Below are 13,806 nucleotides of genomic sequence, written 5' to 3'. Positions count from 1 at the left end.
ACACCTTAAAGATAAGCTACGATTTTAGTTCAATTTATTTTGTAATAATAACAATCTATATTGATAAAATAATCAGGTTAATTATTACAAACGCAAGCTATTAAGGTATAATTGTATAAATTATTTGTTTTTTAAGATGATAAAAATTGACTACGAGCTCATTACCTTGGCAAGCAGTTACGCCAGATGTTGAAAAAATCACTCAAATATTGCAAGAACACCATCTTGAAGCTGATTTCTTGACGCTACAACCACGACTTAAATCTACATTATCACTATTGTGCCCTGAAATTAGACAATCTTATCACCCTCGTTTTATGTTATTAAAAGCGCCGGATAGTCCTCTAATTTATAGTCTTTTACAGCATAATATACGTAAACAAATTCCCGCCAATTATGGTGGTTACGCTTATTATATTAGTGATAATCAAATTAGTTTAACTTCAGCTAAAAATCAGCAAGATAACTTTGCCACATCAGATAACTGTCTTTTTTCCACCTATGTTGATAGCGAGGCCTTATTTGGTTGTGTTAGACAACCGGAAGGTCAACGATTAAAATTACAACCAGGTCTCGTACATAAAGTAAATGGCGGTGTGCTTATTCTGAGCTTGCGTTCTTTGCTTGAACAACTAGATTTATGGCATAAACTCAAACAGATGGTTATATGGCAGGAATTTACATGGTTATCTACCGATGATACTAATCCATTACCTTTTATGATCCCTTCAATGCCACTTGATTTACGTGTTATTTTAGTAGGTGATCGTCTAAGTATGGCAGAATTGCAAGATCTTGAACCAGAGTTTTATGATTCAGCTTTATATACTGAATTTGAGAATGATGTGAATATCTACGCTGATGATAATCTCATAAAATGGGCAGGATATGTTAAATCCGTTGCACAATTCCAGAAATTGCCAGAGATTGATGCTTCAGCATATGCTGAATTAGTGAAAATAGGTATCAAACATACTGAAGATCAACACTACTTACCCCTTATCCCAGACTGGATCAATACGCAACTAGTTAATGCTGCGCAAGTGGATAATCGTAGAATTAATAGTGAAACGATAAAAACCGCTACTAAACGTAAGAATTGGCAAGAAGATTCTCTAATCGTACGATTAAGAGAAGCAATATTAAATAAACAAATTTTAATTAACACTCATGATCAAATAATTGGTCAAATTAATGGATTATCTGTTATTGAATATCCAGGTCATCCTAAGGCAATAGGTGAACCTACTCGTTTAAGTTGTCTTATTCACAATGGTGATGGCGAAATAAATGATATTGAGCGTAAGAATGATCTAGCTGGAAATATCCATTCTAAGGGAATGATGATTATGCAATCATTTATTACATCTGAATTTGCCTTAAGTCATCCATTACCTTTTTCTGCATCACTGGTATTTGAACAGTCTTATAACGAAGTGGATGGTGATAGTGCTTCATTGGCAGGGTTATCCGTAATTATTAGTGCCCTATCCGGTCAACCAATTAATCAACAAATTGCTGTTACAGGTTCTGTTGATCAATTTGGTCATGTTCAAGCAATTGGTGGTGTAAATCAAAAAATAGAAGGATTCTTTGCAATCTGTCAACATCAAGGTTTAACCGGTCAGCAAGGTGTGATAATACCTGCTAGTAATCAAAATCATTTATGTTTAAATGATGAAGTTGTAATGGCAATTAAAAACAATCAATTCCATATTTGGGCAGTTGAAAATGTTGCTGACGCTTTATTATTATTAACAGGTATACCTTATAATGATAATAGTGTTATCAGCCTACATAAGATAATTAAAGCACGAATCCAAGCAATAATTAATGGTGATAAGCGATCAGCTCGTTGGTTCAATAAATGGCGCAAATAGCATTGCAAAAGCGACTAATTAAGCGTACACTTGTAAGCTAAATAATAAATGATATCAAATAAAAGGGTTTCTATGACTTTTGAAAGAAAATCATCCTATACCAAAGAAGATTTAATTAAATCCGGTAATAATGAACTATTCGGTCATGATGGACCACCTCTTCCTGCCGATCCAATGTTAATGCTAGATCGTATAATTGAGATGAATGATAACGGTGGTCAATATAATAAAGGTTATATTGAAGCAGAATTAGATATTAATCCTGATCTCTGGTTTTTTAAATGTCATTTTAAAAACGATCCCGTTATGCCGGGATGTTTAGGTCTTGATGCGATGTGGCAACTGGTCGGTTTTTATCTTGGCTGGTTAGGTGGTAAAGGAAAAGGTCGCGCATTAGGCGTAGGTGAAGTTAAATTTGCAGGACAAATATTACCTACATCTAAAAAAGTGACTTATAAGATCCATTTTAAACGCGTTATCAATCGTAAATTGGTAATGGGGATTGCTGATGGTGAAGTATCTGTTGACGGCAAAGTCATTTATAACGCAACAGACTTAAAAGTCGGCTTATTTCAAGACCCATCCACATTCTAAAGCTGTTCTCAAGTTAATTGGGTCATTTTTGACCCATTTTTCTTATATTCAATTAACATATTATTTAATTAAATAAAATGCTAATCACACAACGTTATAAATTTATTGCTGCAACTATTTTTATTTCTACTTTATAGTTTTCATTCATTAACGCAGCTTGAACCGTACAACGTACAGGTGCACGACCTTTAGTTACCCATTCATCCCAAGCTTTATTCATCCCGGTCAAATCAGTTTTATCACTAATGAAAATAGTAGCATCAAGAATAAGATTTTTATTACTATTCACTCTTGCAAGCATGTTATCAATCTCTGTCAAAGCACTTTTAGTTTGCAAATATGCATCAGCGATTAAATTTGTAGGCACACTTGTATAATAGACCACACCATTATGAACAATAGCCTCTGACCAGCGTTCTTGTGGATCAATATATTGAATTGTCATATTTTTCCCATAAAAGTTAATGTTAGTTAAGCATTCTAATTATATTTAACAGCTATATATTAATTTATTATCTATGTATATCTATATCATTTTCTAAATACTACAAAAGTATATTGAATAACAATGACATAAATAATTTAAGCTTTGTTTAAGATGGATTGATCGAAAGTAGTGATAAGCTCATTAATATTCAATGATAATAGATATAACTGAAATCTTCCTTGACTGTCTTGAAAAATGAAATTGATACCATCATGCCAAGCACCTAAGACCATACGTTTTACTTCTATATTATTGATTTTGAAACTATGAATTGCCGGTTTGTGTGTATGTCCATGAATCATTGTATGAGCTTGAAATTGCTGCATCATTGTTGATACAGCTTGTTGATTAACGTCCATTATCTTTTCAGACTTACGACTATTATACTGCTGACTTTCGCCTCTTAATTTATTGGCAATTTTGCGACGAATCATCATTGGTAACATTAAAAATAATCTTTGCAACCAATGATTATGCATTTTCCGACGAAATTTCTGATAAGACTTATCATCAGTACATAGTAAATCACCATGCAAAACTAATAAAGGAGATGATTTCTTATCAATTAACGACAATTCTGGAAGTATCTGCATTTGACATTGCTCTGCAAAATGCTGACCTATAAGAAAATCACGATTACCATGTATGAAAAAAACGTTAATTCCACGTCTGCTTAGATCACTTAAAGCACCAGCTATTTTTTGATGCAGTGAGGAATATTCATCATCTCCAATCCAATAATCAAATAAATCACCTAAAATATAAAGTTCACAAGATTCCGGTAATTTCTCAATAAAAGCCAAAAAGCCTGTTGTTATTACAGGCTCGTTATCATTAAGATGAATATCAGCAATAAAAAATCGTTGCATAACAAAAATATGATCGATTATTCCACAGTAACATTTTCGATGATAACATCTTCTACCGGAACATCAGAATGCATCCCACTTCGACCCGTTTTTACGGCTTTGATTTGATCGACAACATCCATACCATCAACAACTTTGGCAAATACGCAATATCCATAACCATTTGCATCGGCTGAACGGAAATTTAAATAGTCGTTATCAACAACATTAATAAAAAATTGTGCTGTAGCTGAATGGGGATCCATAGTACGAGCCATGGCTAAAGTTCCACGTTCATTAGCTAGACCATTATTAGCTTCATTTTTGATTGGGGCTTTGGTTTTCTTTTGTTTCATACCAGGTTCAAAACCACCCCCTTGGATCATAAAATTATTAATGACTCGATGAAAAATTGTATTGTTATAAAACCCTTCCTTACAATATTCAACGAAATTTTTTACCGTTTCAGGCGCCTTATCTTCAAATGTTTCTATTTTAATATCACCTTTATTGGTATGAAATATAATCATATCACGTTCCTTTAATTACTTTTAAAATGCTTAATGCAATATATATAATATAAAAATTGAATTCGTTATCTTAGGCTAACGACCAAATGTTTCACATGCTTGTAAAGTGTTTTGCAGTAAAGTTGCAACAGTCATCGGACCAACACCTCCCGGTACAGGGGTAATAAAACCTGCTCGTTTAACTGCTTCGCTAAACTCAACGTCACCAACAATTTTACCATTTTCTAGACGGTTTATACCAACATCAATCACAATTGCACCAGGTTTGATCCATTCTCCTTTTACGAAGTTAGCAATACCTACACCTGCAATTACAATATCAGCTCTATGTACATGATCGGCTAAATCTTGTGTACGACTATGAGTAATCGTTGTGGTACACCCTAATAATAAAAGCTCTAATGCCATAGGTCTTCCGACAATACTAGATGCACCTACAACTACGGCATTTAAACCTGATAATTGAACACCTGTTGATTGCAACATGGTTACAATTCCATAAGGTGTACAAGGTCTTAACAATGGTTCACGTTGTAACAATCGACCAATATTAAATGGGTGAAAACCATCTACATCTTTTTTAGGACTTATTCGCTCAAGTACCTGTGTTTTATCAATATTATCTGGCAAAGGCAATTGAACTAATATCCCATCAACTTCATCTTGTACATTTAACTTATCAATAAGAGCCAGTAATTCCTCAGTAGTGGAATGTTCAAACTCATAAGCAAAAGAACGGAATCCCACCTCATCACAGGCTTTCTGTTTATTTTGAACATAAATTTTTGATGCAGGATTGTTACCTACTTGGATAACCGCTAAACCTGGTACACGAAGCCCTTCTTGTTTACGTTTACTAACTTTTTTTGCAATGTCTGATCTGATTTGTTGTGAAAGTAATTTACCATCTATGATTTTGGCACTCATGTTTTAAAACTCCCAAAATAGTTCTCTGACCAGTGAAAACAAATAAAATAGATTCACCGGACATGGTATTTGAATTATCTTCTACATAATAACATGAAATAATGCCAAAACATTATCAGTGTTTTAAACTAAATTTAACCCTGTTAGATAATTACTTAAAGTTCATTCAGTTCTAAAATCAATTGATTATATTGTTGATCTATTTGGGTAATAAGTTCACAAACCTGATGATCGAATTCTTTAAGTTTAACTTTTTGTATTTTCCACTCATTTTTGGCGATTTTTTTTATAGCTGAGTAATTTTTGAATACATCAAAATGAAGAATACTGTTACCTATCACTTTATAAAATATATTTTTACCACGTGCTTCTCCATCTTGTTTAAGATTATTAAATGGCTGATGATAAAAATAAGTTACTCCTTCACGAGTATTTATTGCTTTTTTTAATAGCTTGTTTAGCTCATCATTTAGCGAATTTAAATTTTTTAATAATTCACTTTTATTCCCCAATTTATCACGAATCGCTATTTCAAATGCAGTTCGTGTATCATTTAATCGTTGATGCGATTGATTTTCAAAACGAGGTAACTGTTGATATAAAAAAGCCTGTAACACTTGCGCTTGTTTTTTAACTTTTGAAGTAGCTTGAATAGGAACATCATCCAAAGTAATTAAGCCAGAAGATGTTACTTTAAGATTATGGTTATCATTAATAAATTGAGCTAAATCATCTTTAACAATAATGTCATAAGTGGGTTTTCGTTCACATTCGTTATTTTTAGCTAAAGCAATCTGAAAAGGTAATATCAGAACTATTATTAGCAAGCTCAAAGATAAACGTATCTTAAGCATAATTATTCTCCATTCTAATGTATTTTTAAAGTTAAGGTCGCAACTACACCTTTTATATTATCTTTACGATTACTGATCATTATATTACCATTATGTAGATGTGCTACTTCTTTCACAAAGGCTAAACCTAATCCACTACTTTTACCGCGATTAGGTCTTGGAAGTGAATAAAATCGTTCAAAAACATGATCCAAAGCAAAATCTGGAATACCGGCACCGGTATCAATGACTTGTAGTGTATAAAAGTTACCCGTAATTTCAGTATCAACAATAATCATACCACCACTAGATGTAAAATCTAATGCATTACTCAATAGATTTGAAATAGCTTGGATAAGTAAGAACTTATCGGCTTTAAATTTGATCGAATCGTTATGCTTAACAACTAACTCAATACCAAGCAGATGCGCATCTGCCAATTTACTTTCAATAACTTGCTGAATAATTGACTGCATATTAACGGTCTGAAAGTTTACACCTACCCGACTCTCTAATCGTGCTAATTGTAGCATTCTCTCAATTAATAGAGTCATTCGTTCGGTTTGTCTTTCAATATTGATTAAAAAACGTTGTTGCGTTTGCTTAAATTCATCTAAATTATCAGAATTAATTGATTTTTTAACCAAATTATCTTGTAAGATTTCAGTTGCTGCACGTATGGATGATAATGGACTTTTAATTTCATGAGCTAAATTATGGACATATTTCTCAATATAGTCTTTGCCATCAAGTTTCAAGCGCATATTTTCTAAAGCGCGACCCATTAATCGAAGTTCGGGAGAAGATAGTTTAGGTAAATTAACCTCTTCATGATTCGATACTTGTTGAGCATAATTAACTAATTTTCTGATTGATCGATTAATCCACCAAATGATAAAAAATCCAATTAATAGAGCAGCAGCAATTAATACGCCACCACCAATTAAAATATGCTTCTCACCTTTATTTAAAATTTTGCTCATATTTGGGGTTGGCTTAGAAACCGTTAAAACACCAACTAATTGATCATCGATTTTAATAGGTGCTGCAACGTACATTACGGTTTCGGTTTGATCAGCAATATTTTCTCGAGAGATTCGCGCTCCATATTTTCCATTTAATGTTAAATACACATCGTTCCAACGGGAAAAATCCTTGCCTTCATCACGTTTATCCGAATCGAAAACCACTATACCTTTTGCATCAGTTATATAAACACGATAAATCATTTTATTTTTAATTACACCATTTACTTCAATATTAAATGGTGAATCATTAATATGATCAAAGGCCGCACCTAAGTGGCTCTTTTTTATTTGATCTAGGGAATTTAATTCTTGTGAAACAATTGATGATAATAATGATGCGGTGTCAATAAGCATAGTTTCTGTCACATTAATAACCATTGGTTTTACTTCTTTGATAAAAAGAGTTAAAACTAAATAACAGGCTAAAATAGCGACTAAAACGTAGCCTAATAACATTTGCAAACCAATACGCATGAACCGTACCTTACTTAATATTTATTGAACAACCCAAACCAAAGTTTGGCTAGGTTTTTTGTTAATGGATAAATTTGTGTAAATTTAATTATAATTATCATGAAAGATTATCGATTTTTTTCCATTATCTCCAAATTATCCTACCCGACAATATTCATATGTTATAAAAAATAGTTAGATACTTCAGTTATTAAAGCAATAATAACCGTATGAGTCATAAATAATTTTGAATTATAATGATTAATATCTCTACGATATAACATATATAGCGTTAAATAGTATTTTCTTACTGATAGTATTATTAATTAAATTACAGTGGTACGAATTTCATTTTTGTTGATGATTTGTCAAGTTAAATAATCTGACAAACTCATACATATGCCTATCTCACTTAAGTTCAATAACTTTTCTTTCGATTCATACTACAAAATAAAACCAATACTTAATCATTGAAGATTTTGCTGTTCTTAAATAACTCCTTATCCTAATATAGATAAATTCTTAATACTAAAAATTATCTTCAATTCAGTTGTTATTAACTACTCACCTATCTAGATAAATTTTTATTATATGACTGTTTATTTTAACAAAATTTTAACAAAATTATATATTAAACTTGGCATATTGGCACATTTAGTCATATACTTATCAAAAATTATTTAGCATTGATTAATTTAAATTAATAAGATTCTAAAAACTAAAATTAAAGCTATTGATTTTATGTTTTGAGATAACATCACGGTATACCGATTTTAAACAAAAGTAATATATGAGAGAAAAAAAATGAATATTCTAGTTACTGGTGGTTTAGGCTACATTGGAAGCCATACTTGCGTGAAATTATTGGAGTCTGGTTACACACCAATTATCGTTGATAATTTATACAATAGTAAAAAGAGTGTTCTATATCGTATTGAACAAATCACAGGGAAAAAGCCATTATTTTATTATGGTGATGTATGTGATCGAACATTTCTCAATACTGTCTTTGAAGAAAATAATATTGCTGGCGTTATCCATTTTGCAGGTCTTAAAGCTGTGGGAGAATCTGTCACAAAACCTTTAACCTATTATGAAAATAATGTTCACGGTTCAATTGTATTAGCTCAAGTTATGCAAGAACATCAAGTATATAATCTAATTTTTAGTTCTTCAGCAACAGTTTACGGCGATAAAAATCCGGTTCCTTATGTTGAATCTTTTGAAACGGGTAGTATCACCAACCCGTATGGCTGGAGCAAATACATGGTTGAAAGAATCTACCAAGATCTTGCTAAAACATCATCTAAATGGAGCATCTCATTATTACGTTATTTTAATCCGGTAGGTGCTCATGCTTCAGGATTAATTGGTGAGGATCCACAAGGGATTCCTAATAATTTAATGCCGTACATTGCACAAGTAGCGATTGGCAAAAGGGAAAAATTATCAATCTATGGCAATGATTACCCTACAAAAGATGGTACTGGCGTTAGAGATTATATACATGTTGAAGATTTAGCTATTGGTCATGTCGCTGCATTAAAAACAATGAATGAATCAGGCGTACATATTTATAACCTTGGTGCCGGTATCGGTAGCAGTGTGTTTGATGTTTTAGGGGCTTATGAAAATGCTTGTGGTAAAAAACTGGCTTATCAAATTGTTGGACGTCGAGCCGGTGATATTGCTGCATTCTGGGCTGATGCTTCAAAAGCCGAAAAAGAATTAAATTGGCGGACTAAATATAATCTTAATGATATGGCAAAAGACAGTTGGAATTGGCAAACCAAAAACCCCAATGGCTATCCAGAAGAATAACTATAGATAACTTTTTAATTAGATTTATAGGAGAGAATGGGCATTCATTTATTCATTCTCATTTCGGTTAACACTAACAATTAGTGTTAACTATAGCTGAACATAACTTTATTAACAGATATGACAAATATTATTCTAGCTTCCACTTCTGAATCACGGAAAAAAGTGTTAAGAAAATTTGCTCTTCCCTTTGACTGTATTGCACCAACTTGCGACGAGACTCCGTTACCTCATGAAAAAGCGATTGATTTAGTGTTACGATTATCTCAAACCAAAGCGCAATCTGTTGCGAAAGACCATCCGAATAGTATTGTTATTGGATCAGATCAAGTCGGTGTTATGGAAGGGAAAATTATTGGTAAACCCTATACTCGTGAAAAAGCAATCCATCAATTATTAGATAGTAGCGGTAAAACTATTAAGTTTTTCACTGGGCTTAGCGTAATTCATGGTCGAACTCAGCAAAATATTACCACCTATGAACAATTTGATGTCACTTTTCGTTCATTAACATTAGCTGAAATTACTGCTTATGTAAAAAAAGAACAGCCATTGCAATGTGCTGGAAGTTTTAAATGCGACGAATTAGGTATTACTCTATTTTCTAAATTAGAGGGAAAAGATATCAATTCTTTGGTTGGATTACCGCTTATAAGATTGAATCAAATTATGATTGATATGGGCTTCAATCCATTATTAATGTCGTGTTAATTTTTTATTTACAACGTAGTGGGTATTTCCTATAACGCCCAAAAAGTTAGATATGTTGGAGTCATTTATCTACTGAATTAAATAAGAAACAGTCCAAACTGTTTCTTATTGTTCAAAGATAGAATTTCAAATCAAATAATTAAAAAGTCATTATTTTTTCACTATATTATTACATGCAGCACCTTCATATACCGCCTGAATATTTGATAGAGTGGTTTCAGAAATATTAAGAAGTGCTTCTTGTGTTAAAAATGCTTGGTGTCCAGTAAAAATTACATTATGACAAGAAGACAGTCGACGGAATACATCATCTAAAATTACATCGTTAGATTTATCTTCAAAAAATAACTCACGTTCATTTTCATAGACGTCCATACCTAACGCACCTATTTTAGTCTGTTTTAAGGCATCAATTGCTGCTGTTGCATCCAATAAACCACCACGACTAGTATTAATAATCATGACTCCCTGTTTCATTTTGCTAAAGGCATCGGCATTTAGAAGATGGTAATTTTCCGGCGACATTGGGCAATGTAATGTAATTACATCAGATTTAGCATAAAGCTCATCTAAATTAACATAGCTAGCACCTAATTCGACTGCCGTATCATTAGGATAAGGATCATAAGCAAGGATATTCATACCGAACCCTTTAAGGATTCTAATTATTGCTAATCCAATTTTCCCGGTACCAATTACGCCAGCCGTACGGTTATGCATATTAAACCCAGTTAAACCATCTAAAGCAAAATTAGCATCTCGAGTCCGTTGATAAGCCTTATGAGTGCGACGGTTTAAAGTCATCATTAACGCAACAGCATGTTCAGCAACCGCTTCCGGAGAATAAGCGGGTACTCGCACAACCGTAATTCCTAATTTTTCTGCCGCTTCTAAATCAACATTATCAAAACCTGCACAACGTAATGCAAGAATTTTCACCCCCACAGCCGCTAATTCATGTAGTGCTTTTTTATCAACCTGATCATTAACAAATACACAAACTGCATCAAATCCTTTTGCTGTCACGGCTGTTTTACAACTAAACTTATGTTCATAATATTCAATTTCAAAACCAAAATGTTTATTGGCTAAATCCAAGTGTTCACGATCATAATGCTTACTACTAAATACCGCGACTTTTACTTTATCTTTCATAAAACCTTACTCCTTATGAGGGGTAATTAAATTATTTAGTTTAATTATTAGCACACTCTCATAAAAAGATAAAGCAATAGCAGAGATAGTTATTTACAACAATATCATGACCGAACGATCTTATCTCGGCTTAATAAAAACGTAATCTATCATAGACAATTAAACTGTAAGTTAATTTTAGAATGCTCAAGATATTTAACCCAAAATATCCAATATATTATCGTTAACCCTAATTGTAGAGATTTTAGAAAAGCTAGATAATATGTTATGATTATTAAAATCTATTAATTGCAACAACTTCAAATCATAAGCGATTTTGTTTAATGCGTGATTTAACTATCTCATCTTTTTTTAATCGAAAAATGCTACTCTGCATTTATACTGGTTTTAGTTCAGGCTTACCGCTTTTTTTTATTTTACAGCTATTACCAGCTTGGTTACGACTCAATGATGTTGATTTAAAAACCATCGGATTTTTCACTTTAGTTCAACTTCCTTATTTATTAAAATTCCTATGGGCACCTTGGTTAGATAAAATTTCACCATTTTCAATTGGTTATCGCAAAGGATGGTTGCTTATTACTCAATTAGGTTTAATTGTTACGTTACCTATTTTTGGGTTATTAAATCCACATACTATGATGGATGAAGTTATTTTATTCAGTTTGCTTACCGCCTTTTTATCTGCAACCCAAGATATTGCTATTGATGCATACCGTAGAGAAATTTTGGCAGATGAACAACTGGGTAATGGTAATAGTATACATATCAATGCTTATCGGATTTCTTCACTTATACCCGGAGGATTATCGTTAATTTTCTCTCATTATAATACTTGGCTTGAAACCTATCTTTTTACTACAGCTTTTATGTTTCCAATGCTTATAGTGACTTTATGCCTTAAAGAACCAAATCATCAATTTACTCAAGATAAAAAATCCTTATTTTTGCCAGCCCTTAAGGAATTTTTCAATCGTTCAACATTATCAAATGCAATAGCGATTCTCGCTTTTATAGCGCTTTATAAATTAGGAGATAGCTTAGCCACAGCTTTAGCCACACCTTTTTATATTGATATGAAATACAATAATCTTGAAATTGGCAGTATAGCTAAAAATGCTGCGCTATGGCCAAGTATTTTAGGTGGATTCTTAGGTGGTATATTATTTACTAAATGTGGCCTTAATCGAGCGTTATGGATCTCGGGATTTATCCAAATGTTTTCTATTTTAGGATTCGTGTGGTTAGCGAGTGAAGGTCCTTTTCAACACGTTGGTAGTTATGAATTAAATATGTTAAAAGTTGTGATCGGTATTGAATCATTAGGTGTTGGCATGGGGGCTACCCAATTAGTTACATTAATCGCTAAAAATACTAATCCTCTTTTTACTGCTACCCAATTTGCTTTATTTACAGGTATTTCTGCAGTTCCAAGAACTTTACTAAATTCATTTTCTGGTGTATTGTCGGAAAGTTTAGGATGGACGAATTACTTCTGGTTATGTATATTTCTAGCAATACCAGGTATGTTGTTGCTATTTAAAGTAGCCCCATGGACAGAAAAAGAATAACTTACGGAGACGATATGGATAAATTAACCCAAGCATTTAACTTTCGCCATGCTTGTAAAGTATTTGACGAAAATAAAAAAATCCCTCAAGAAGAAGTAAACTATATCCTTGAAGCTGGAAGAAAATCCCCCTCCTCCTTTGGTCTTGAACCATGGCATTTTATTGTTGTATCAGATGATAAAATCAAAGCAGCACTCAAACCTGTTTGTTTTGAACAAAAACAAATAACTACCTGCTCGCATCTGGTTATCGTTCTTTATCGTAAAGCAGGGCAATTCACTCTTCAAAGTGACTACTTAAGAAAGACAGTCGCAAGAAATTTACCAAATAATACGGATATTGATTCAGCTTGCCAATATTTTATAAATTACAGCCAAAGTTTAACCGATGGCCATGATTTAAATCACTGGTCGGAGCTTCAAGGTTATATTGCCAGTACCAATATGCTCACGGCTGCAGCTTATCTTGGTATTGATTCTTGCGCGATAGGTGGCTTTGAACATGATAAAGTGATCGAAATATTGGAACAAGTTTTACCACAATTTAATCGCAACGATTTTGGAATAACACTGTGCTTAGCTTTCGGATATCGTAAAAACCAACAATCCGAACAAATCCGTTGGTCTTTGGACGAAATCGCCACATTTCTATAAAAAAAGCCCGCAAAAAGCGGGCTAATAAGGATGAAGGATAAATGAAAAAATCGTTCACAAAATTAACGCAATGAGCGATATAGGTTTTCAGCATCATCAGATGCCGAATCCATGATAAAAGATACTCCAGATAAAATATCAATCATTTGCAAATCATCTGAACTATCACGTGCAGAATCTAAAATCTGTTGTGCCCAATTGATCTTGCGCAATACAGACTCGAGTTTTTCCTTAGTGAAATTTTCTTTCATAAGTCTAAATCTCCTAGATAGAAACAAACACAAACCGATTAATGGTTCGAGGTTATTATGAGGT

The 13,806-nt window shown here is 32.8% G+C and carries 14 protein-coding genes; 6 read left to right on the top strand and 8 right to left on the bottom strand.

Annotation, left to right across the window (positions count from 1 at the left end):
- The first annotated feature begins 146 nt into the window (after positions 1-146).
- Together FPB0191_RS03625 and fabA are read left to right on the top strand one after the other, a co-directional pair.
- The gene (locus FPB0191_RS03625; protein ID WP_039104103.1) at positions 147-1,880 is read left to right on the top strand and encodes an AAA family ATPase; all 1,734 of its coding nucleotides are present in this window, start codon (positions 147-149) and stop codon (positions 1,878-1,880) included.
- Between the two features lie 72 nt (positions 1,881-1,952).
- Complete coding sequence (fabA, locus tag FPB0191_RS03620; protein WP_039104101.1) at positions 1,953-2,474, top strand: bifunctional 3-hydroxydecanoyl-ACP dehydratase/trans-2-decenoyl-ACP isomerase; 522 nt, start codon at positions 1,953-1,955, stop codon at positions 2,472-2,474.
- Positions 2,475-2,568: 94 nt separating this feature from the next.
- Here the strand turns inward: fabA and FPB0191_RS03615 are convergent, their stop codons facing one another.
- From FPB0191_RS03615 to creC, 6 genes are all read right to left on the bottom strand, one after another.
- Positions 2,569-2,919, bottom strand: coding sequence for a RidA family protein (locus tag FPB0191_RS03615; RefSeq protein WP_039104099.1), 351 nt, complete (start codon positions 2,917-2,919; stop codon positions 2,569-2,571).
- A gap of 137 nt (positions 2,920-3,056) precedes the next feature.
- Complete coding sequence (locus tag FPB0191_RS03610; protein ID WP_082018225.1) at positions 3,057-3,830, bottom strand: UDP-2,3-diacylglucosamine diphosphatase; 774 nt, start codon at positions 3,828-3,830, stop codon at positions 3,057-3,059.
- Positions 3,831-3,847: 17 nt separating this feature from the next.
- Entirely contained in the window at positions 3,848-4,339 is a 492-nt protein-coding gene (gene ppiB, locus FPB0191_RS03605) for a peptidylprolyl isomerase B (protein ID WP_039104098.1), read from the bottom strand.
- Positions 4,340-4,414: 75 nt separating this feature from the next.
- Positions 4,415-5,266, bottom strand: coding sequence for a bifunctional methylenetetrahydrofolate dehydrogenase/methenyltetrahydrofolate cyclohydrolase FolD (gene folD, locus FPB0191_RS03600; protein ID WP_039104097.1), 852 nt, complete (start codon positions 5,264-5,266; stop codon positions 4,415-4,417).
- A 155-nt stretch (positions 5,267-5,421) separates the two neighbouring features.
- Positions 5,422-6,120: a YggN family protein gene (locus tag FPB0191_RS03595; protein WP_039104095.1), complete on the bottom strand. Its 699-nt coding sequence runs from the start codon at positions 6,118-6,120 to the stop codon at positions 5,422-5,424.
- A gap of 14 nt (positions 6,121-6,134) precedes the next feature.
- Complete coding sequence (creC, locus tag FPB0191_RS03590) at positions 6,135-7,601, bottom strand: two-component system sensor histidine kinase CreC (RefSeq protein ID WP_039104094.1); 1,467 nt, start codon at positions 7,599-7,601, stop codon at positions 6,135-6,137.
- A 783-nt stretch (positions 7,602-8,384) separates the two neighbouring features.
- Between creC and galE the strand changes: the two genes are divergently transcribed.
- Together galE and FPB0191_RS03580 are read left to right on the top strand one after the other, a co-directional pair.
- On the top strand, positions 8,385-9,401 hold the full coding sequence (gene galE, locus FPB0191_RS03585) for a UDP-glucose 4-epimerase GalE (protein ID WP_039104092.1): 1,017 nt from the start codon (positions 8,385-8,387) through the stop codon (positions 9,399-9,401).
- Between the two features lie 120 nt (positions 9,402-9,521).
- Entirely contained in the window at positions 9,522-10,112 is a 591-nt protein-coding gene (locus FPB0191_RS03580) for a Maf family protein (protein ID WP_039104090.1), read from the top strand.
- 150 nt (positions 10,113-10,262) lie between these two features.
- On the opposite strand, the gene FPB0191_RS03575 is transcribed toward FPB0191_RS03580, so the two are convergent.
- Positions 10,263-11,267 (bottom strand): 2-hydroxyacid dehydrogenase, encoded by a 1,005-nt coding sequence (locus FPB0191_RS03575; RefSeq protein ID WP_039104088.1) that lies wholly within the window; start codon positions 11,265-11,267, stop codon positions 10,263-10,265.
- A 323-nt stretch (positions 11,268-11,590) separates the two neighbouring features.
- Here FPB0191_RS03575 and FPB0191_RS03570 point away from each other — a divergent pair, with 323 nt between their 5' ends.
- Both FPB0191_RS03570 and FPB0191_RS03565 read left to right on the top strand, forming a co-directional pair.
- Entirely contained in the window at positions 11,591-12,838 is a 1,248-nt protein-coding gene (locus tag FPB0191_RS03570; protein ID WP_039104086.1) for an AmpG family muropeptide MFS transporter, read from the top strand.
- A 14-nt stretch (positions 12,839-12,852) separates the two neighbouring features.
- Complete coding sequence (locus FPB0191_RS03565) at positions 12,853-13,491, top strand: NAD(P)H-dependent oxidoreductase (RefSeq protein ID WP_039104084.1); 639 nt, start codon at positions 12,853-12,855, stop codon at positions 13,489-13,491.
- A gap of 62 nt (positions 13,492-13,553) precedes the next feature.
- On the opposite strand, the gene FPB0191_RS03560 is transcribed toward FPB0191_RS03565, so the two are convergent.
- Complete coding sequence (locus FPB0191_RS03560) at positions 13,554-13,742, bottom strand: hypothetical protein (protein ID WP_039104082.1); 189 nt, start codon at positions 13,740-13,742, stop codon at positions 13,554-13,556.
- Positions 13,743-13,806 lie beyond the last annotated feature (64 nt).

Source organism: Frischella perrara, from assembly GCF_000807275.1.
In the GTDB taxonomy this organism is placed as follows: Bacteria; Pseudomonadota; Gammaproteobacteria; order Enterobacterales; family Orbaceae; genus Frischella; species Frischella perrara.
This window is presented reverse-complemented; position numbering and strand designations above follow the sequence as displayed.